This window comes from Salipiger sp. HF18 (assembly GCF_011806505.1).
GTDB classification, from domain to species: domain Bacteria; phylum Pseudomonadota; class Alphaproteobacteria; order Rhodobacterales; family Rhodobacteraceae; genus Salipiger; species Salipiger thiooxidans.
The window spans coordinates 61,400-81,272 of sequence record NZ_JAATOS010000002.1 but is presented as its reverse complement, the minus strand read 5'-3'; the positions used below and the strand labels follow the sequence as shown (position 1 = coordinate 81,272).

General features: G+C 68.5%; 20 protein-coding genes. 15 read left to right on the top strand and 5 right to left on the bottom strand.

Features of this window, described 5'->3' with window-relative positions; genetic code table 11:
• The 7 genes from HC022_RS00980 to HC022_RS00950 form a co-directional block, all read left to right on the top strand.
• On the top strand, positions 1-910 hold a 910-nt coding region (locus HC022_RS00980), incomplete at its 5' end, for a xanthine dehydrogenase family protein molybdopterin-binding subunit (protein ID WP_167450999.1).
• The gene (locus HC022_RS00975) at positions 907-1,641 is read left to right on the top strand and encodes a class II aldolase/adducin family protein (RefSeq protein WP_167450998.1); all 735 of its coding nucleotides are present in this window, start codon (positions 907-909) and stop codon (positions 1,639-1,641) included. The genes HC022_RS00980 and HC022_RS00975, both read left to right, overlap by 4 nt.
• Positions 1,641-2,528: a xanthine dehydrogenase family protein subunit M gene (locus HC022_RS00970; RefSeq protein WP_167450997.1), complete on the top strand. Its 888-nt coding sequence runs from the start codon at positions 1,641-1,643 to the stop codon at positions 2,526-2,528. The genes HC022_RS00975 and HC022_RS00970 overlap by 1 nt, the downstream gene beginning before the upstream one ends.
• 10 nt (positions 2,529-2,538) lie before the next feature.
• Positions 2,539-3,036 (top strand): (2Fe-2S)-binding protein, encoded by a 498-nt coding sequence (locus HC022_RS00965; RefSeq protein ID WP_089959364.1) that lies wholly within the window; start codon positions 2,539-2,541, stop codon positions 3,034-3,036.
• Complete coding sequence (locus tag HC022_RS00960; RefSeq protein WP_008888254.1) at positions 3,033-3,929, top strand: polysaccharide deacetylase family protein; 897 nt, start codon at positions 3,033-3,035, stop codon at positions 3,927-3,929. The genes HC022_RS00965 and HC022_RS00960 overlap by 4 nt, the downstream gene beginning before the upstream one ends.
• On the top strand, positions 3,926-4,636 hold the full coding sequence (locus tag HC022_RS00955; RefSeq protein ID WP_167450996.1) for a cysteine hydrolase family protein: 711 nt from the start codon (positions 3,926-3,928) through the stop codon (positions 4,634-4,636). The genes HC022_RS00960 and HC022_RS00955 overlap by 4 nt, the downstream gene beginning before the upstream one ends.
• Positions 4,633-5,358, top strand: coding sequence for an isochorismatase family protein (locus tag HC022_RS00950; RefSeq protein ID WP_167450995.1), 726 nt, complete (start codon positions 4,633-4,635; stop codon positions 5,356-5,358). Before HC022_RS00955 ends, HC022_RS00950 begins: the two co-directional genes overlap by 4 nt.
• A gap of 84 nt (positions 5,359-5,442) precedes the next feature.
• Here HC022_RS00950 and HC022_RS00945 read toward each other — a convergent pair whose 3' ends face one another.
• From HC022_RS00945 to dctP (HC022_RS00935), 3 genes are all read right to left on the bottom strand, one after another.
• Positions 5,443-6,756, bottom strand: coding sequence for a TRAP transporter large permease subunit (locus tag HC022_RS00945; RefSeq protein ID WP_008888072.1), 1,314 nt, complete (start codon positions 6,754-6,756; stop codon positions 5,443-5,445).
• Positions 6,753-7,277 (bottom strand): TRAP transporter small permease, encoded by a 525-nt coding sequence (locus HC022_RS00940; RefSeq protein WP_167450994.1) that lies wholly within the window; start codon positions 7,275-7,277, stop codon positions 6,753-6,755. Before HC022_RS00940 ends, HC022_RS00945 begins: the two co-directional genes overlap by 4 nt.
• 112 nt (positions 7,278-7,389) lie before the next feature.
• Positions 7,390-8,382: a TRAP transporter substrate-binding protein DctP gene (gene dctP / locus HC022_RS00935; protein WP_167450993.1), complete on the bottom strand. Its 993-nt coding sequence runs from the start codon at positions 8,380-8,382 to the stop codon at positions 7,390-7,392.
• 665 nt (positions 8,383-9,047) lie between these two features.
• Here dctP (HC022_RS00935) and repA point away from each other — a divergent pair.
• The 3 genes from repA (at position 9,048) to repC (ending at position 13,218) form a co-directional block, all read left to right on the top strand.
• On the top strand, positions 9,048-10,259 hold the full coding sequence (repA, locus tag HC022_RS00930; protein ID WP_008888248.1) for a plasmid partitioning protein RepA: 1,212 nt from the start codon (positions 9,048-9,050) through the stop codon (positions 10,257-10,259).
• Positions 10,260-10,296: 37 nt separating this feature from the next.
• The gene (repB, locus tag HC022_RS00925) at positions 10,297-11,304 is read left to right on the top strand and encodes a plasmid partitioning protein RepB (RefSeq protein WP_167450992.1); all 1,008 of its coding nucleotides are present in this window, start codon (positions 10,297-10,299) and stop codon (positions 11,302-11,304) included.
• A gap of 168 nt (positions 11,305-11,472) precedes the next feature.
• Complete coding sequence (gene repC / locus HC022_RS00920; RefSeq protein WP_167450991.1) at positions 11,473-13,218, top strand: plasmid replication protein RepC; 1,746 nt, start codon at positions 11,473-11,475, stop codon at positions 13,216-13,218.
• 214 nt (positions 13,219-13,432) lie between these two features.
• On the opposite strand, the gene HC022_RS00915 is transcribed toward repC, so the two are convergent.
• Positions 13,433-14,542 (bottom strand): tyrosine-type recombinase/integrase, encoded by a 1,110-nt coding sequence (locus tag HC022_RS00915; RefSeq protein WP_167450990.1) that lies wholly within the window; start codon positions 14,540-14,542, stop codon positions 13,433-13,435.
• 134 nt (positions 14,543-14,676) lie between these two features.
• Here HC022_RS00915 and HC022_RS00910 point away from each other — a divergent pair, with 134 nt between their 5' ends.
• Complete coding sequence (locus HC022_RS00910) at positions 14,677-14,901, top strand: hypothetical protein (protein WP_167450949.1); 225 nt, start codon at positions 14,677-14,679, stop codon at positions 14,899-14,901.
• Positions 14,902-14,982: 81 nt separating this feature from the next.
• Here the strand turns inward: HC022_RS00910 and HC022_RS00905 are convergent, their stop codons facing one another.
• Positions 14,983-15,657, bottom strand: coding sequence for a GntR family transcriptional regulator (locus HC022_RS00905; protein WP_242661700.1), 675 nt, complete (start codon positions 15,655-15,657; stop codon positions 14,983-14,985).
• A gap of 95 nt (positions 15,658-15,752) precedes the next feature.
• Between HC022_RS00905 and dctP (HC022_RS00900) the strand changes: the two genes are divergently transcribed.
• Genes dctP (HC022_RS00900) through HC022_RS00885 form a run of 4 tightly spaced genes read left to right on the top strand, consistent with a single transcriptional unit; the run spans position 15,753 to position 19,871 of the window.
• Positions 15,753-16,745 carry a TRAP transporter substrate-binding protein DctP gene (gene dctP / locus HC022_RS00900; RefSeq protein WP_040385029.1) on the top strand — a complete coding sequence of 331 codons (993 nt, stop codon included), beginning with the start codon at positions 15,753-15,755 and terminating at the stop codon, positions 16,743-16,745.
• Positions 16,742-17,314 carry a TRAP transporter small permease gene (locus HC022_RS00895; protein ID WP_008888216.1) on the top strand — a complete coding sequence of 191 codons (573 nt, stop codon included), beginning with the start codon at positions 16,742-16,744 and terminating at the stop codon, positions 17,312-17,314. Before dctP (HC022_RS00900) ends, HC022_RS00895 begins: the two co-directional genes overlap by 4 nt.
• Positions 17,314-18,633, top strand: a complete 1,320-nt coding sequence (locus HC022_RS00890) for a TRAP transporter large permease (RefSeq protein ID WP_008888165.1) — start codon at positions 17,314-17,316, stop codon at positions 18,631-18,633. Before HC022_RS00895 ends, HC022_RS00890 begins: the two co-directional genes overlap by 1 nt.
• The gene (locus HC022_RS00885) at positions 18,630-19,871 is read left to right on the top strand and encodes a malonyl-CoA decarboxylase (protein ID WP_008888115.1); all 1,242 of its coding nucleotides are present in this window, start codon (positions 18,630-18,632) and stop codon (positions 19,869-19,871) included. The genes HC022_RS00890 and HC022_RS00885 overlap by 4 nt, the downstream gene beginning before the upstream one ends.
• Positions 19,872-19,873: the final 2 nt, after the last annotated feature.

Sequence of the window (19,873 nt, the reverse complement as noted above, 5' to 3'; positions counted from 1 at the left end):
CGACGGCCGCGTCAAGGTCAACACCGGCGCCGCCGCCATGGGACAGGGTGTCGGCACGGCGCTGGCGCAGATCGTCGCCGACCACCTCGGGCGCGCGCCCGCCAACATCGACCTGACGCTGGGCGACACACGCGAGCCCTACGGCTTCGGCGGCTTCAACAGCCGCCAGACCGTGGTCGCCGGCGCCTCTGCCGATGCCGCCGCACGGATCGTGCGCGGCAAGGTGCTGCAGGTCGCGTCGCACCTGCTCGGCCTGCCCGGGGACGCGCTCGACATCGAGGCCGACCGGGTGGTCGTAAGGGGCAGCAACAGCGGCCAGAGCCTGTCGCTTGCCGAGATCGCCACCGCCTCCGAGGGCCTGCCCGGCTACCGCCTGCCCGGGATCGAGACCCCTGGCCTGCAGGCCACCGAGCGCGTGCTGGTCGAGGGCATGGCCTTTGCCAACGGCGCGCTCGCCGCCGAGGTCGAGGTCGACGAGGCCACCGGCGCGGTGCGGGTGGCGAGGCTCTTCCTCGCCCATGACTGCGGCCGCATGGTCAACCCGCAGATGGTCGACGGCCAGATCATGGGCGGCCTCGCCCACGGACTCGGCAATGCGCTCTATGAGAAGATGAGCTTTGACGACGAGGCCCAGCCCCTGACCGGCAGCCTCGCCGACTACCTTCTGGTCAGTAGCGCCGAGATGCCGGTGATCGAGATCGCGCACAGCGAAAGCCTCAGCCCGCAGAACGCGCTCGGCGTGAAGGGCGTGGGCGAAAGCGGCGTGATCCCCACCGCCGCCGCCATCGCCTCGGCGGTGGAACACGCGCTCGAGGATCTCGGCGTCGAGATCGCCGAGGCCCCGCTGACGCCGCAGGCCCTGCATGCCGCCATCCGCGCGGCGAAGGCCGCGAAAGGAGACACGACATGACCATCCCCCGCCCGCAGGCGCTACTCGACCAGCTTGTCACCGCCACGCGCATCCTCGTGCACGAGGGCGTCATGGATGTCTTCGGCCATGTCGCCCTGCGCGATCCCACGGACCCGGGCGTGTTCTGGCTCGCCCGCGCCGGGGCGCCCGCGCGGCTGACCGCCGGTGACCTCCTGCCCTTCGACCTCGACGGCGCCCCGCTCGAACCCACCGATGCCGCGCTCTTCTCCGAGCGCTTCATCCACGCCGCCGTGTTCCGCGCCGATGCCACCGCGCAGGCCAGCGTCCACCACCATGCGGCCGCCCTCATGCCCTATTGCATGGGCGGCCGCCCGCTGGTGGCGCTCAGCCAGACCGGTGCGTGGATGGGTGCCGAGGTGCCGCTCTGGGACAGCCGCGCGTCCTTCGGCGACACTAACATGCTGGTGACCGACATGGCGCAGGCGACCGACCTCGCCGCCGCCCTCACCCCGGGCCGCATCGTGCTGATGCGCGGCCATGGCGTGCTGGTGACGGGCACGGGCCCCGAGGACGTGGTGTTCCGCTGCATCCACGCCTGCCGCGAGGCCGAAACCCTGACCGCGGCCCTGACCCTTGGCACGGTGACCCCGCTGTCCGAGGGCGAGATCGCCCTTGCCGGAACCCCCGCCCCTGCGGCGGTCCGGCGCGGCTGGGACCACTGGACCGCCCGCCTTCCCGGCGACACGACCTATCGAAAAGGAGCGCAGTGATGAAACCCGCGCCGTTCACCTATTACCGACCGACCAGCCTCGGGGATGCCGCGCAGCGCCTGCGCGACGGCGCCGACGAGGGCGCGCTGGTCATCGCCGGCGGCCAGAGCCTCGTTCCCATGATGGCGCTCCGGGTGGCCTACGCGACCGAGCTCATCGACCTGAACGCGCTGGACGGGCTCGGCACGCCGCGGGTCGAGGGCGACAGCTTCGTGATCCCGACCCTCACCCGCCACGCCACCTTCCATGACACCGACGCCGCGCCCGCGCCGCTCGGCGCGCTGCTGCACGGGGTGGCCGAGCACATCGCCCACTACCCGATCCGCCAGCGCGGCACCTTCGGCGGCTCGCTCAGCCACGCCGACCCCTCGTCGGAATGGTGCCTTGTGACCGCAACGCTGGACGGCACCATCCACCTGCTCTCGGCGGACGGGCCCCGCACCGTGGAGGCCGCCGACTGGAGCGATGGCCCCATGAGCACCACGCGCGAGCCCGACGAGATCCTCACCGAAGTGCGCCTGCCGCTGCTGCCCGGGAACACGCTCTGGGGCTTCTACGAGTTCAACCGCCGCGCCGGCGACTTCGCGCTCGGCATGGCGCTCTGCGTGCTCGAGATGGACGGCGACAGCGTCGCCGCCGCCCGCATCGGCCTCGGCGGCATCGAGGACCACCCCCGCCGCATCCCCGAGGCCGAGGACGCACTCGTGGGCCAGCCCCTCGACGCGGCCAGCATCGGTGCCGCCGCCTCCGCCGCGATGCTGGCCGTCGACCCGATGGAGGACGCCACGACCTCTGCCGAGTACCGCCGCGACCTGACCGGCACCGTGATCACCCGCGCGCTCGAGGCCGCCCGCAACCGGGCGCCCGCCCCGGCCGAAACCGCCTGAGGACCCCGATATGTCAGACAAGACCGACATCACCCTGACCGTCAACGGAACCGAGCGCACGATCTCCTGCGTGCCGCGCAAGACCCTTGCCGATGCCCTGCGCGAGGATTGCCGCCTGACCGGCACCCACGTCGGCTGCGAGCACGGCGTGTGCGGCGCCTGCACCGTCATGGTCAACGGCGCGCCGGTGCGCTCGTGCCTGATGTTCGCCGTGCAGGCCGAGGGCGCCGAGGTGCGCACCGTCGAGGGGCTCGCCCCCGAGGGCGGGCTCTCCGAGCTGCAGCAGGCCTTCATCGACAACCACGCACTGCAATGCGGCTTCTGCACGCCGGGCTTCCTCATGCTGATCACCGGCGCGCTCGAGAAGGACCCCGGGATGAGCGACGAAGACCTGACCGAGGTGCTCTCGTCCAACCTCTGCCGCTGCACCGGCTACCGCAACATCGTGCGCGCCGCGCTGGCGGCCGCACCCGCCATCCGCGCCCGGGCCAGGGAGGCCGCCGCATGAGCCTGATCACCCTCAAGACCCACGACCGCTACGACTACAGCCCCCTGCCCCAGCGCCCGGATTTCGCCTGGCCCGGGGGCAAGCGCCTTTCGGTGGCGATCTGCAACAACATCGAGGTGTTCAGCTTCCGCGACGGGCTCGGCAGCGACAGCGCCCAGGTCGGCGCGCCGCAGACCTCGCGCAACTACGCGTGGCGCGACTACGGCAACCGCGTCGGCCAGTGGTACCTCTTCGACCTGCTCGACGAGATGGGCCTGCCCGCCTCGCACAACTTCAACTCGCTGCTCTTCGATCACTGCCCGGCCATCGCCGACCGCATGATCGCCCGCGGCGACGAGTTCATCGGCCACGGCCGCAGCAACGCCGAACGGCAGGACGTGCTGCCCCCCGCCGAGGAAGAGGCGCTGATCCGCGAAGCCTACGACGCGATCACCGCCTATACCGGCAAGGCCCCCGCGGGCTGGCTCGGGCCCTATCTGGCGCAGACCGACATCACGCTCGACCTGCTGCGCGAGGTGGGCTTCTCCTACGTGCTCGACTGGCCGGCGGACGACCAGCCGTTCTGGATGCGCACCCGCACACGGCCGATCCTCTCGGTGCCCTACTCCATCGAGGTCAACGACAGCCCGGTCATGGCCTTCCGGCAGGAGGGCCCGGCGAGCTTTGAGCGCATGATGATCGACCAGTTCGACGAGATGCTGCTGCAAAGCGCGAAGTACCCGCTCTGCTACACCATCGTGCTGCACCCCTTCGTGATCGGCCACCCCTACCGCCTGCGTGCCCTGCGCCGGGCGCTCGCGCATATCATGGAACACCGCGACGACATCTGGATCACCACGCCGGGCGCCGTCGCCGAACATTACGCAACCCTCTTCCCCGCAGGCTCCGCATGACCGGCAAGATCTGGGACGACTTCATCACCGAGCGTGACCGCAAGGTCTTTGCCGCGGCGGGTTACGGCGTGCGCGGCACCCTGCCCGCCCGCCCCGCGCTGCTGCTCGTGGGCTTCAACCAGGGCAACCTCGACACCATCCCCTCGGCGCAGGCGGCACTCGACGCGGTGCGGCCGCTGGTGACCGCGGCCCGCGCGCAGGGCCTGCCGGTGATCCACGCCACCGGCGCCACCCGCCCCGACGCATGGGACCGCCCGCAGGAGGACGGCCGCGCGGCGGGCGCCGACCCGCTGGCCGAGACCGCCTTCGCAGAGGCGCTGCAACCCGCGCCCACCGACATCGTGATCCGCCGTCAGGCGCCGTCGGCCTTCTTCGACAGCGACCTCATGAGCCTGCTGAACCTGCTCGGCGCCGACGGCATCGTCATCGCGGGCGGCGCCACCGCCGGGGCCCTGCGCGCCACGGTGATCGACGCGTTCAGCCTCAACCTGCGCGTCGCCATCGCCGAGGACGCCTGCTTCGACGCGTGGGAGGCCAGCCACGCCATGGCGCTCTGCGACCTGCAGGCGAAATACGCCGACCCGCTGAGCGCGGCCGGGCTCGCAGACTGGGTCGCCACCCTGCCCGGCGACATGTTCGCCCTGCCGAAGGGCTGCGCCGACAAGCGGCTCGACCTCATGCCCGCCTACGGAAAGATCCCCCGATGATCTGGGACGACTACCTCTCTGCCGCCGATCGCGACCGCCTTGCCACGACCGGGCTCACCGGGCCTGCGGGCCTTGGCCAGCGCCCCGCGCTTCTGGTCATCGACGTGTCCTGGGGCTTTGCAGGCGACCGGCCCGGCGAGGACATCCTCGACAGCATCCGCCGCTGGCCCAACTCCTGCGGGGCCGAGAGCTGGGACGCGGTCGACCGCATCGCCGCGCTCTGCACCGCCGCCCGCGCCCGCGGGATCCCGGTGCTCTACACCACCGGCCGCGCCCGCGGCGACGCCTGGGACGTGGGCAGCTGGTCGTGGAAAAACTCGCGCACCGGCGAGCAGGTGCCCGCAACGCCTGAGGACCGCGACGCCAACGAGATCGTCTCGGCGCTGACGCCCGAGGCGCGCGATCTGCTGGTCTACAAGCGCAAGCCCTCGGCCTTCTTCTCGGCACCCACCGCCACCCATCTCCGCCGCCTCGGCTGCGACAGCGTGCTGCTGACCGGGACCACCACCTCGGGCTGCGTGCGGGCCAGCGCGGTCGACGCCTACAGCCACGGCTTCAAGGTCGCCGCCATCGAGGACGGCTGCTTCGACCGCGCCCAGTCTAGCCACGCGGTGGCGCTCTTCGATATCGCCATGCGCTACGGCGCGGTGATCGACAGCGCCGCGGCGCTCGGGCACATGGCGGCGCTCGCAGCCCCCTCGGCCCCCGCCCTGCCGCGCTGACCACGGCCCCCCGCGACAGACGGAAACGGCGCCCGCGAGGGCGCCGTCTTTCGTTTCAGGGACATGGATATCCGGTGCTGACCCTCAGCGGGTCAGCGACGGCAGGAAGGTCACCAGCGGCGGGAAGGCCGCCATGATCACCATGCCGAGGATGAAGATCCACACGAAGGGCCATGCCGAGCGGAAGATCGCGGTCATCGGCTCGTTCGGGGCGGATCCCTGCAACGCGAAGAGCACATAGCCGAAGGGCGGCGTGATGCCCCCGACGGTGATGTTCACGAGGAAGATCAGCCAGAACCACAGCGGATCGAAGCCGTAATGCGCCACGATGGGCGAATAGATCGGCACAACGATCAGCATCAGCGCGGTCTGGTCGATGAACATGCACATGATGAAGGGGAAAGCCATCAGCACCAGCAGCATCGCCCAGCCCGGCAGGTCCATGGCGCTGATCATCGAGGTCATGGCCGAGATCCCGCCGCTCATCGCGAGCAGCTGGCTGAACATCTTCGACGACGCCATGATCAGCAGGATCATCGCCGAGATCCTGGTGGCCGAGAGCACCGACTCCTTCAGCACAGAGAAGCTCAGCCGCTCGTAGATCATCGTCGTCGCCAGCGCGCCCAGCACGCCGGTCGCCGCCGCCTCGGAGGGCGTGGCGATGCCGGCCATGATGAAGCCCATGATCGAGCCCACGATGATGGTGAAGGGCGCAAGCGACAGCAGCGCCTTCAGCACGTCGCCGGGGCCGCGCTCGGGCGGCACGTCCTCGGCGTCGGTGTCGAGCGACGGGTCGAGCCGGATGCGGATCAGGATGTAGGAGACGAAGAGCACCGCCAGCATCAGACCCGGCACGATGCCCCCCACCAGCATGTCGCCGATCGAGACCCCCGCCAGCGTGCCCACGATGATCGCCAGCAGCGACGGCGGGATGATCGGCGCCAGCGACGCGCCCGAGACGATGGCGCCCATGGCCAGCGTCGACGAGCCGCCGCGCTCCTTGATGCCCGGCAGCAGGGTCTTGCCCAGCATCGCCGCCACCCCCATGGCCGCGCCCGAAAGCGCGCCGAAGACGGTCGAGAGCACCACCGCCAGCACGAACTGGCGGCCGCGCACCCGGCCCACCAGCACCTCGATGGAGCGGAACATGACGGTCAGCGCCCGGCCCCGGAACAGCAGCTCTCCCAGCAGGATGAACAGCGGGATCGCGGTGAGCGATCCGGTGGTGGCGGTGTCGTAAATCGAGTTCGCCAGCAACTTGAAGCCGTTGGCGCCGAGCAGCAGGAAAGTGCCGCCGACGTTGACGATCAGGAAGGTGACGAAGATCGGCAGCCCGGTGCCGAAGAGCAGCAGCAGCGCGCCGGTCAGCGCGAAGACGGCAGTGATCCCGGTGATCATTGCGCCACCTCCGCGACCCTGTGGTCAGCCCGCACAAGCTGCGCCAGCAGCACCAGCCCCGACATCAGGAACCCGTAGGCGATGGGCGCCGCGACGATCCACTTGGGGATCGCGATGAGCGACATGGTGTCGATGCCGCGCTCGTAGTTGTAGAGCGTCTGCTGCAGCGCGAGCCAGCCCACCATCAAACAGACCACGGCCGAGATCAGCAGCCCGAGCCGCACCGCCATGGCCTCGATCCCGGCGGGCAGCCTGCCCTTGAACACCGTGACCGAGACATGCGCGCCGTCGCGCGTCAGCAGCGGCATGGCCAGGAAGACGGCGCCGCAGAGGAAGTACTTCACGAAGTCGCTTGCCCAGGCGGTCGGGGCGTTCAGCAGGTAGCGCATGAACACCTCGATCGAATAGCTGGCAAGGATCCCCACCACGCAGAGCGCCCCGGCCCAGGCGCCCAGCCCGACCACCAGGTCCAATGCGCGCCACGGCCCCGAGGGTCCGGGCGTTCGGGGTTCAGTCGTCATCTTGGGGCGCCTCCTTCGCGGGGTCCTAGGTCGTGTCATTGGCCCGCATAACCGGGAAAGGCCGCCCCCGGAGAGCTCCGGAAGCGGCAATGGGTCCCTCGGAGGATCCGGTTCAGAAGTTGATGCCCGCGTCGTCCACGGTGGCCTTCAGGGCCTCGACCGTGGCGCCGCCCTTCTCGATGCCAAGCGCCCAGACGCCCTCGGCCCAGTCGTGCTCCATGGTGGCGGCCGCATCGCCGCACATCTCGGTGGCTTCCATGCCGTTTTCCTCGAGCGCGGTCTGCTCGGCCGCGGCGACGTCGGCGAGCGTGTCGATGGAGCTCACCTCAAGCGCCTCGCCCTGCTCGAGCAGCAGCGCCTGCTCGGCCTCGTCGAGGCCGTTCCAGGTGTCGAGGTTCATCAGGATCATGTAGGTCGCGGTGCCGAAGGCGGGACGGAGGAAGTACTTCGCCACCTCGTACCAGCCGTAGTCCAGCGCGCCGATCACCGGCCACGCCGCGCCGTCCACCACGCCCTTCTCCAGCGCCGAGTAGATCTCGGCCGGCGGCAGCACCACCGGCTGGCCGCCCAGCGACTGGATCAGCGAGGTGTAGGTCGCGCTGCCGCGGATCTTGAGGCCCGCGAAGTCGCAGCTTTCGCCGATCGGGTCGCGCAGGAAGACGTTGTAGCCGTTGGGCAGGGTCGGCAGCGCGATGAGCTTGAGCCCGATCTCCTGATAGGCCGCGTCGACCGCATCCCATGCGCCCGAGTCGCGGCGCGCCGCCGGATCGGCCTGGATCGCGTCGGTCACCATGCCCACGGCGATCTCGTTCGAATGGTAGGCGCCCGAGGTGAAGAGCATGTCGAAGACGCCCGCCGCCACCGGCTGCAGCTGCTCGAAGGGCGGCACGGCTTCGGGGCCGGTCATTGCGATGGTACTCTCGCCGCCCGAGGCCTCGGAGACCATCTCGGCGAAGACGTCGGCGACCTTGGGGACGATGGGATAGGAGCTGTCCCAGCTCGCGAGCATGCGGAAGTCCTCGGCCGCGGCGGCGGTCGCGAAGCTGCCGGCGGTGATGGCGACGGCGACGGAAGCCTTCAACGACTTGTTGATTTTTGAGATCACGGGACGGATCCTCTCCATTTTGAAAATCTGTACCAATATTGGCACTATGATTCCGAACCGGGCAACAGTTCTGTGCCAAATCTCTGAAATTTCCCCCAACCGCGCTGAATAAATAGACATTCGCTCCGATCAACCCGCCGGGGCGCCCGCATAGCGTGCAGATATGTCCGGAAATCGGATCGGTAGAGCTGTCCCATTTTCTACACTAGAGGCGTCGGACCGGGACGGTGCCGGGCGAAACCGGCGCCCTCACGCGGCAACCGCCCGGGCCGGAGCCCGGGTGGCGAGATCGTCAGACCTCTGCCAGCTGCGCCGCGCAGGGGCACGAGCAGATGTCGCCGACCTCGGCACGGCCCACCCCGAGGGTCTCGCCCAGGGTCGTGCCCTCGCAGCCGGTCTGCACCAGCCCGCGCGTGACGCAACGGCACCGGTCGGGACAAAAGAGGCGAGATTCCCGCCCTTACAGCCGCCTGGCGGGGTGTTTCGGGCAGAAAACCACTTGCGCGACTCGTGGTTGGTCGGCAATAGTCACGAAAAACATCCGGAACACGCCAAAAACCGTGAACACGGATAACAAAATCCGGCGAGGCACCGGGACCAAGAGACAAGCCATCGGGGGGACGTTCGTCACCACGGGGCCAGACAGTGAGCAGGATACCGCGCGAATGCAGGATATCACCGAAGACGAAGACCTGAATACGGTCATTCGTCAACATTCCGAACGGCTGACCGCGCAGCTCCATGCGCAGGCCGAGAGCCTGTTCCCGCCGGACGCCTCCAAGGAGATGCGCAAGTTCACCTCGGGCGAGGCCGCGGCCCTGCTCGGCGTCAACGATTCCTACCTGCGCAAGCTGCATCTCGACGGCAAGGGCCCCTCGCCCGAGCTCACCTCCGGCAACCGCCGGCATTATTCCGTCTACGACATCCACGAGCTCCGCACCCTGCTCGAGAAGACCGCCCGCAAGCCCGGCGACTACCTGCCCGGGCGTCGCCTCGCTCCGGAGGGCAGCGAGAACAAGTATCTCGACCACCTGCAGGTCATCGGCGTGATGAACTTCAAGGGCGGCTCGGGCAAGACCACGAGCTCGGCCCACCTCGCGCAGCGCCTTGCCCTGCTGGGCTACCGCGTGCTTGCCATCGACCTCGACCCGCAGGCCTCGCTCACCGCGCTGCACGGGGTCCAGCCCGAGTTCGACCTGCCCGACGGCGGCACGCTCTACGACGCCATCCGCTACGACGACCCGGTGCCGGTCACCGACGTCATCCGCCCGACCTACATCCCCGGCCTCGACCTCATCCCCGGCAACCTCGAGCTCATGGAATTCGAGCACGAGACCCCCCGCGCGCTGGCGCAGGGCAATGCCGGGCTGTTCTTCTTCCGGGTCAAGGACGTGCTCTCGCAGGTCGACGAGCGTTACGACGTCGTGGTCATCGACTGCCCGCCGCAGCTGGGCTTCCTGACCATGTCGGCGCTCTCGGCCGCCACCGGCGTGCTGGTCACCATCCACCCCGAGATGCTCGACGTCATGTCGATGTCGCAGTTCCTGCGCATGACCGCCGACCTCATGGACGTGATCGCCGAATCCGGCGCCGACATGAAGCACGACTGGATGCGCTACCTGCTGACCCGCTACGAGCCCACCGACGCGCCGCAGAACCGCATCGTCGCCTTCCTGCGCACCATGTACGCCGAGAAGGTGCTGAACGCGCCGATGCTGAAATCCACCGCCATTTCCGACGCCGGCCTGACCAAGCAGACGCTCTACGAGGTCGACCGCAGCGCCTTCACCCGCGCCACCTACGACCGCGCTCTCGAAAGCCTCAACGCGGTCAACGACGAGATCGCCGCCCTGATCCAGAAGACATGGGGGCGCTGAGCGGGACCATGGACGCGACGAAGAGGAGCCAGACGCGATGAGCGACACCCGCAAGAAACGCATGTCGATGCTCGACAGCCTCGCCGCCGCCGGAACCCCCGGCGGCGCAGGCGCACCCATGATGGCCAGCAACCGCGCCCTGCGCTCGGCCCGCGACGCGGTCGACAGTCACCGGGTGTGGGAGCTCGACCCCGGACAGATCGACGACAACCGCACCCGCGACCGCCTCGATCCCTCCGACGTGGTCGACCTGCGCGACGCCATCGAGGCCAACGGCCAGACCGTGCCGATCCTGGTGCGCCGCAACCCTGAACAGGACGGGCGCTACCTGCTGGTCTACGGCCGCCGCCGGCTCGAGGCGATCCGCGGCTCGGACAAGGTCACCAAGGTACGCGCGCTGGTCGCCTCGCTCGACGAGCGCGACGCGATGACTGCGCAGATCTCCGAGAACATGGCCCGGCGCGATCTCTCCTTCATCGAGAAGGCGCTTTTCGCCCGCGAGCTCGTCGACACCGGCTTCGGCAACCAGAGCCAGGTGGCCGAGGTGCTGACCGTGACCAAGTCCTCGATTTCCATGGCGCTGACCGTGGCCGAGCTGATCGGGCGCGACCTCGCGCTCGCGATCGGCGCCGCCCATGGCATCGGCCGCCCCCGGTGGGAGGCCATGGCCCGCGCCATCGAGGAGAACCGCGCCGACCGGGACGAGCTGGCCCGCATCGCCGAGGACGTCCACACCCAGGCGCAGGTCGCCATGGTCCGTGGCGAAGCGGTCCCCGAGGATGCCTCCGTCGCCGCCTTCGAGGCGGTGATGAAGCATCTCGCCCCCTCCCCTGCCCGCTCCGCGAGCGCCAAGACCCCTGTGGCGGCAAAGCCACGGCGGCAGGCGCTGTTGGTGGACGGTCGTAAGGCAGGGGTCCTGAAACGCACCGCCAAGGGGCTGGCCATCGACCTCGACGACCCGCGGTTCGCCGACTGGATCGAGTCCGAGGCACAGGCCGTCATCGCAGAGCTTCACGCGCGCTGGAAAACCCGCGCGGAAGATTGAGCAGTCAACGATAACAAAGAGATAGGAGGCACGAGCCCGACAAAGAAAGAGCCCCGCAAAGCTTACGCTCCACGAGACCCTGACTTGTTCTTAGCACCCTCAAGGTAGTGTCCGGAGCCTTTGACCGCAAGTCGAATTCGATTCGCGGCGCGGGATTTTTTTGTCTTCGTGAATGAAAACATGGGTTATCACCCCATCACGCCTTTTGGGCGAACGGCTAAGGCTGTCCTCACCTCATTGCAGGTCCGGCAGCCGGTCGCCGCTCCCCCCTGCCCGCTCGACAAGTGGCAGATCCTGCGCGACCTCACCGCCGCCCGTGCCCGGTTCGGGCTCTCCGACCGCGACATCACGCTTCTGCAGGCGCTGCTGAGCTTCCATCCCGGCGCCCGGCTCGATGCCTCCGAGCCGCTGGTCATCCACCCGTCGAACGAGACGATCTGCGCCCGCGCCAACGGCATGCCCTGCTCGACCATGCGCCGCCATCTCGCGCGGCTGGTCGAGGCAGGCCTTCTGGTCCGTCGCGACAGCCCCAACGGAAAGCGCTACGCCCGCCGCATCGCCGGGACCAAGATCGCCTTCGGCTTCGACCTGAGCCCCCTGCTCCACCGTGCCGCCGAGATCGCCGACGAGGCCGCTGCCGCCCGCGCCCTCGAGCAGCAGCGCAAGGCCCTCCGCGAGACCGCCAGCCTCCTGCGCCGGGATCTCGCCGCCCTGGTCGAGTTCGGTGCCGCCGAGCAATCCGACCCGCTCTGGGACGCCTTCTCCGACCTCGCCCGCCTCACCGCGCGCCAGTTGCGCCGCAAGCTCGACGTCGACGCCCTGCGCGACATGGTGCTCGAACTCCACGACGCGGTGGCACGCGCCACCGCTCTTTTCGCCTCTTTTGCACCTGAAATGAGCGGCAACGACGCCCGGAATGAGCAGCACAAACAGAGTTCATATAAAGATAATTTAGATTCTGAACAGACCGCACGATGCGAAGATGCTTTCGTCACGGATGCGCTTTATTGCTCAACCGTCGAGGGGCTTGGCCTGCACGCTGAGAAAGCTGAGGGTGGCATTGAGGCTCTACCTGTCAACGACGCTGAAGAAGCTGATGACGTCGCAACAGCCGTTAGCGAGACAACCGTCGAAAAGCCTACAGCTTGTTCTGAGACAGGTACGCTCCAGAAGACCACCCCCATCGCTACAGGGGGCGAAGGAATGGACCCCGCTCAGAAGATCTCGTCGAAGCCAGCCGACACGCGCACCGCCGCATCTACGCCTGACGCGCAGACAGCCGCGGAAAGCGGTGCGAAGACCGGTCGCTCCGAGGCCTGCGCGGCCGGGACCGATGGCCATCAAGGACAAGCGATCAAACGCGCGGGCGCCAACGCTGAGGTCGCGGACCCGAATGCTCCCGGCGCCTTCGGGTCCATGGCGCCGAACCTCGCAGCGTTGCGCCCGCTGGGACCGGCCCTCGACGTGACCGGAACCGAGCCGGGCCACTCCTCAAAATCATGCATCAAATGCCATGGCCAAGACACCCGCGTGCCCGAAGCGACGGTCCCGTTGACCCCGTCCTCCACGGTCTCCAAAGCTGCGCAGCGGCCAGCACCTCCGCCGCTGCGCCTTGTCCTTGGCACCTGTTCCGAGATCGCCGTCTTCACTCCGGATCCCATCCACGACTGGCCGAGCCTGATCCGGGCAGCCGACAAGATCCGCCCGATGACCGGCATTTCCGACTCCGCCTGGCAAGACGCGAAGTCCGCGATGGGCGCTGAACAAGCCTCTGCGACCCTCTGCGCCATGCTCCAGCGCTTCTCCGAGATCCGCAATCCCGGCGGCTACCTGCGCCACCTTGCGAAGAAGGCCAGCGAAGGAACCTTCTCGCCGACGCGCATGGTCATGGCCCTCGAACACCGCGCCGCCTGAGGAGTTCACAGCTGTGAACCGGCTGAGACCTCCTCGCGGCCTGGTCGGGGCCCTGGACGAGAGCCCGACCAACCGTTCGTTCTGGACAGTACCCCGGACCCGGACGCTGAGCCGACAGCTTCAAGGATGGAAAGGGCAGCCCTCTCAGCTTCCGGAGCAGACCGAAGGGGAATGCCCATGACGCCGAGTGCGACCACCTGAGCCCCGCGCAGATTCAAAGCCCGGTCGCCGTCGTCAGGTTGACCCGAAACCGATCCCTTCGCCGCTGATACCGGCGGGTCACCTCCACCGAAGCATGTCCCAGATGCGTCTGCAGCGACCGCTCATCGGTCTCCGCGAAGCTCGCCAGACCCGCCCGCAGACTGTGACCCGAGAACAGCGCAAGCCGTTCCGCTTCGGGCAGGTCGCTCCGGATCCCGGCATCGAGCACCGTCCGCTTGATCAGCCGCGCCACGTGACGGTCATTGAGGCGTCGTCCCAGAGCCCGCGTCCCATCCCGCGAGGTCGCCACGAAGACAGGCCCCGAGTCGATCCGCGCGACGTGCAGCCACTGTTCCAGCGCATGCACCGGACAGCTCCGGCCCGAGGACCCACGACCCACCTCGACCTCCCGCAGGCCGGTCCTGGTAGCGAGCAGCAGCAGCGCACCCTCCGGCACGATCTCGACCCAGCCACCGCTCATCGGCGTGTCATCCCGGTGCCGGTCGAGGCCCACGATCTCGGACCGCCGCAGCCCTCCGGCGTAGCCCAGCAGCAGCATCGCCCGGTCGCGGAGGCCGCGCAGGTCGTGGGGCAGGGTGGCCACCATGGCGAGGATCTCCCCGGCCCGGATGGCCGTCTTCTGCGCCGGTGGCCGCGCGTGATGGCGTCGCAGGTCGGCCAGCACCGAGATGATCTGGCGGTCAGTCCGATCCAGCTCCAGCCCGCGCTGCGCGTAGTTCCAGACGAGGCCTGAGAGACGGCGCTCGATGGTGGTCACGGCGAGGGGACGCCTGCCGGAGCGGTCATCTCCGGCAGCCAGCGAGGCCAGGTAGCGCCCCACGATCCCAGGGGCGGGGCAGGGGACGGAGCTCAGGGGATCGAGGCCGTGACGGCGGCACCAGTGGGTGAAGTCGGTCCAGTCCGTGCGGTAGGCGGCAAGGGTGTTGCCCGAGGCAGTCGCGGGATTGGCGCGCCGATCAGGGGCGCGAGTCCCGGCGCTTTGGGAGGGCAGGGGCGTGTTGGATGCAGTCTCCGGGACCAAGGTTCGGGTGGCATCGCCCGGGGAGGGACTGTTCGGTTTGTCGGGGTCCTGGGCGGCCATGTTCCGGTAAATCCGCGTCATTCGAGATTGCGGGACAGCTTGATCCATAGTGTCCGATAATGCAAATTTATTGGACATAATTGCGCCAGCAAAAGCGCGGCGCTTTTAGTGCTATTCTGTAGGTGAAAGCGCCGTCTTGGGGTCGGCTCACCGCCATGACCTTTGAGCCCGCCAGACTCCCCGACGACACCGACAGCCTACCGCAGCTGCCGGGGTGGGTCACCTCGGGCGCGGCGCTTCTGGTGCTCGACCAGCTGCTGGGCGATCCGGGGCAGGGGGTGCCGGTGCGGCTGCTGGCGAACCGGCTCGCGCTGAGCGCGGCCACGGCAACCTCGCGGATCGTTCTTGCCGCCTTCCGGGCCTCACCGTCGCGGCGCTGATCCTCGCGACGGGGGCCGGCCGGGGCTGGGCGCTGCGGTCACGGGTATCGACGGGCGCCTTGGTCCCGGGGGCATCGCGGGTCAGGCGTCCGGCAGGTGGGACATGACGTGGTGGAACTTCTCGCCCTGCACGGCGACGTGGTCGCGGAGCAGTTCGGCGGCGCGGGGGGCGTCGCCGGCGGCGATGGCTTCGACGATGGCCTCGTGCTCGTCCATCGACTGCTTCAGGCGGCCGCGCAGGAACAGCTGCATCCGGCGGTAAGGCTTCAGCCGGCGGTGCAGGCGGGCGGCCTCCTGTTCGAGGAAGCGGTTGCCGGACTGGGCGTAGAGCAGGTGATGGAAGACGCCGTTCTTCTGGTAGTAGAGATCGACGTCGTTGGCCTCGCGCGCGGCCCGGCATTCCGCATTGATGGCCCGCAGTTCCGCGATGGCGGCATCGGTGGCGCGCCGGGCGGCGAGCCGGCCGCACACCGACTCGAGCTCTGCCATGACCTCGAACATCTCGAGGATCTCGACCGCCGAGCTGGTGCGGACGAAAACCCCGCGCCGGGGCTGCTGCACCACCAGTCCGGACTGCGCAAGCCTTTGGAAAGCCTCACGAATGGGCGTTCTGGAAACCCTGTGCTCTTCCGCCAGGCTGGCCTCGTCCAGCCGCGCCCCCGGGGCGAAGCGGCCGGTGAGGATCTGGTCCTCGAGGATCTGGGCGATCTGGTCGGACCGGCTGCGGTCGTCGCTGGGGTTCATATTCAGGGTCATGATTTTTGTATACGATAAGGTTGACAAGGTACGCAATCCCCTGCCTGATGGGCCACATTGGCGCCCGGAGGAGAAGCGGTGCCTTGGGAGGAAACATGATGACCAGACGTAGAATCGCGGCGAGCGCGCTCGCCGTTGTCGTCGCCATGGGGGCCGGTGGCGCCTGGGCGGAAACCCTGAAGCTGTCGCACCAGTGGTCCGAGGGCGACGTGCGCCACCAGGTGGCGCAGATGGTGGCCGACGAGGTGAAGGCGGCGGACGTGGATCTCGAGATCCAGATTTTCCCGAACCAGACCCTGTTCAAGGCGCGCGAGCAATACACGCCTCTGTCGCGCGGGCAGCTCGACATGACGATCTTCCCGCTGTCCTACGCGGGGGGCCAGCAGCCGGCCTACAACCTCACGCTCATGCCCGGGCTGGTGAAGAACCACGATCACGCCGCGCGCCTCTCGGCCGCGCCCTTCATGGAGAAGATCGAGGAGGTCATGGCCGGCGACGACGTGAAGACGCTGGTGCACGGCTATCTCGCCGGTGGCTTCGGGTCCAACAAGGGCTGCATCACCAAGCCCGAGGACGTGCAGGGCGTGACCATCCGTGCGGCCGGCAAGTCCTTCGAGGAGATGCTGGCCGGGGCAGGGGCCTCGATCAGCTCGATGGCCTCGTCCGAGATCTACTCGGCGCTGCAGACCGGGGTTCTCGACGCGACCAACACCTCGTCCGAGAGCTTCCTGAGCTATCGGCTCTACGAGCAGCTGAAGTGCTACACCCCGGCGGGCGACACGGCGCTGTGGTTCATGTACCAGCCGCTGCTGATCAACAAGACCACCTTCGACGAGCTGACGCCCGAGCAGCAGCAGGCGCTGACCGATGCCTCGGCCAAGGCCGAAGCCTGGTACCTGGAGCAGGCCAAGGCCGGCGACGAGGTGACCACCAAGGCGTTTGCCGACGCCGGTGTCGAGATCGCCGAGATGACGCCGGAGGATTTCGACGCCTGGCGTGAACTGGCCAAGGAGACCGCCTATCCGGCCTTTGCCGCGTCGCTCGACGGCGGGCAGGAGCTGCTCGACATGGCGCTGTCGGTCGAATGAGCAACGCGCCCGCCGCTTCCGCGACGGCGGGCGCCGATTACCGGCCGCCCGTCGCCCTTCGCGCCCTTGGCGCCGTCTCGACCCTGTTCGGGGTCATCGCCGCGCTGATGATCCTCGCCTCGGTGCTGATCACCTGCCACATGATCTTCGTGCGCGGGGTTCTGGGCCAGTCGACGATCTGGCAGACCGAGGCGGTGATCTACCTGATGATCGGCGCGACGCTGCTCGGCCTGCCCTACGTGCAGAAGCTGCGCGGCCACGTGGGCGTCGACCTGCTGCCGCACATGCTGCCGAGATCGCTGCGCCGGCCGCTTGCCGTGCTCGTCATGGTGGCGACGATCGTCATGGTCGCCGCGATGGTCTGGTACGGGTGGGAGATGTTCCACCAGGCCTGGCGGCGCGGCTGGAAATCCGAGTCGGTCTGGGCCTTCCCGCTCTGGATCACCTACCTGTCGGTGCCGCTCGGCTTCGGTCTCTACCTGCTGCAGCTGCTGGCGGATCTCTGGCTGGCCGTCTTCGGACCCGACACCACGCTTCCCGAACCCCATCCCGAACGGAGCCCTGACTGATGGATCCCCTGACGCTCGGTCTTCTGGTGGCGCTGGCCACCGTGATCGTCCTGTTTTCCGGCGTGTCCGTGGCCGTGGGCCTGCTGATCGTCGCGACCCTGTTCCTCTGGATCTTCGACGGCAGCCGCTCGCTCGAAGCCCTGCCGGAGCTGTTCTACGCGGAGCTCAACAGCTTCGCCCTGCTGTCGATCCCGATGTTCATCATCATGGGGGCCGCCATCGCCTCGACCCGCGCGGGGCCGGACCTCTACGAGGCGCTGGAGCGCTGGCTGACGAAGGTGCCGGGCGGGCTCGTGGTTTCGAACCTCGGCGCCTGCGCGCTCTTCGCGGCGATGTCGGGATCGAGCCCGGCGACCTGCGCGGCGATCGGCAAGATGGGCATCCCCGAGATGCGCCGCCGGGGCTATCCCGCCGAGGTCGCCTCGGGGTCCATCGCCGCCGGCGGCACGCTGGGCATCCTGATCCCGCCCTCGGTCACGATGATCGTCTACGGCATCGCGACCGAGACCTCGATCGGGCGCCTGTTCCTCGCCGGTGTGATCCCCGGCATCCTGCTGACGCTGCTCTTCATCGCCTGGGCCATCTTCGACACCTGGCGCCGCGGGGCGGCCAGCGCGGCGCTGGTCTCGGCGCGCTACACCTGGCGGCAGCGCTTCGAGATCCTGCCGCGGGTGCTGCCCTTCCTCGCGATCATCGCCGGCGTGCTCTACGCGCTCTACGGCGGGGTGGCGACACCGTCCGAGACGGCGGCCGTGGGCGCGCTGCTCTGCATCGTCGCGGCGGTGCTGATCTACCGGATGTACAGCCGCCGCGACCTGTGGGTCGTCCTGCGCGACAGCACCCGAGAAAGCGTGATGATCCTCTTCATCATCGGCGCGGCGGGGGTGTTCAGCTTCATGCTGTCGTCGCTCTTCGTCACCCAGTCGGTCGCGCAGTGGATCGCCGCGCTCGAGGTGAACCGCTGGGTGCTGATGGCGGTGATCAACGTGTTCCTGCTGGTGGCCGGGTTCTTCCTGCCGCCGGTCGCGGTGATCCTGATGTCGGCGCCGATCCTGCTGCCGATCATCACCGCGGCAGGGTTCGATCCCTACTGGTTCGCGGTGATCGTGACGATCAACATGGAGATCGGCCTGATCACGCCGCCGGTCGGCCTGAACCTCTACGTCATCAACGGCATCGCGCCGGACATCTCGCTGCGCCAGGTGCTGGTGGGCTCCATGCCCTTCGTGGGCTGCATGATCCTCGCCATCATCCTCATGTGCCTGTTCCCGGGGCTGGCCACATGGTTGCCCGACGCCGTCATGGGGGCCGCGCTATGAGCCTGCTGTCCGATGTGCTTGCGACGCTGTTCTCGCGCACCAACCGCAACCGGCTGCAGGCCGGCCCCGATGCCCGGAGCACCGAGGCGCTGATCGCGGACCTGCTGTCGGGCCGCGGCGAGATCTCGGGCATGACCACGGCGGCGCAGATCCTCGACCGCTATGACGAGCTCGACGACGCCGGCAAGCTTGCGTTCTTCGACCATCTGGCGGGGGACCTGGGGATCGACACCGATGCGGTCCGGAGCGCCCTCGACGCCTTCGAGATGGAGCAGAGCCAGTCGACCTACGGCGCCTTCCTGAGGGCCGCCGAGCCCCGGCGACAGGAGCTTGCGCGGCGGCTCAACCGGGTGCCGGGCGCGACGCCGCAGCTCGTGGCGATGCGCGGCGACCTGCTGCGGCTGATCCCGCGCAAGGATCCGCGGGCCCGGATCGACCTCGATTTCCAGCACCTCTTCGCCTCGTGGTTCAACCGGGGCTTCCTGGTGCTGCGCCGGATCAACTGGGAGAGCCCGGCCCATATCCTCGAGAGGATCATCGCCTACGAGGCGGTGCACGCGATCGATTCCTGGGAGGACCTGCGTCGCCGGGTCGAACCCTCGGACCGGCGCTGCTTTGCCTTCTTCCACCCGGCGATGCCGGACGAGCCGCTGGTGTTCGTCGAGGTGGCCCTGACCAAGGGCATTCCCAATTCGGTGCAGGGGCTGCTGAAGGACACGCGCGCATCGATGGAAGCGGTCGAGGCCGACACGGCGGTGTTCTACTCGATCTCGAACTGCCAGGCCGGGCTTGCCGGGATCTCGTTCGGCAACTCGCTGATCAAGCAGGTGACCGAGGATCTTTCGGCCGAGCTGCCGAACCTCAAGACCTTCGTGACCCTGTCGCCCATCCCGACCCTGACGCGGTGGATGGCCGAGCAGGGGATCGACCCGAACGGGCTGGACGACGACGGGCTGAAGGCGGCGGCGGCGCAGTTCCTGCTGACCGCCAAGCGCGACGACGGCATGCCCTACGACCCGGTGGCGCGTTTCCATCTCGGGAACGGGGCCTATGTCCATGCGGTGCACGCCGGGGCGGACATGTCCTCCAAGGGGCTGTCCGAGAGCGCCGGGGCGATGGTGAACTATCGCTACGAGGCCGAGAGTTTCGCCGAGAACCACGAACGGTTCGTCGGCCAGAAGGAAGTTGTGGCCAGCAAGGCGGTGCGCGCGCTGGTCAAGGCGCCGGTTGCGGCGTGAAG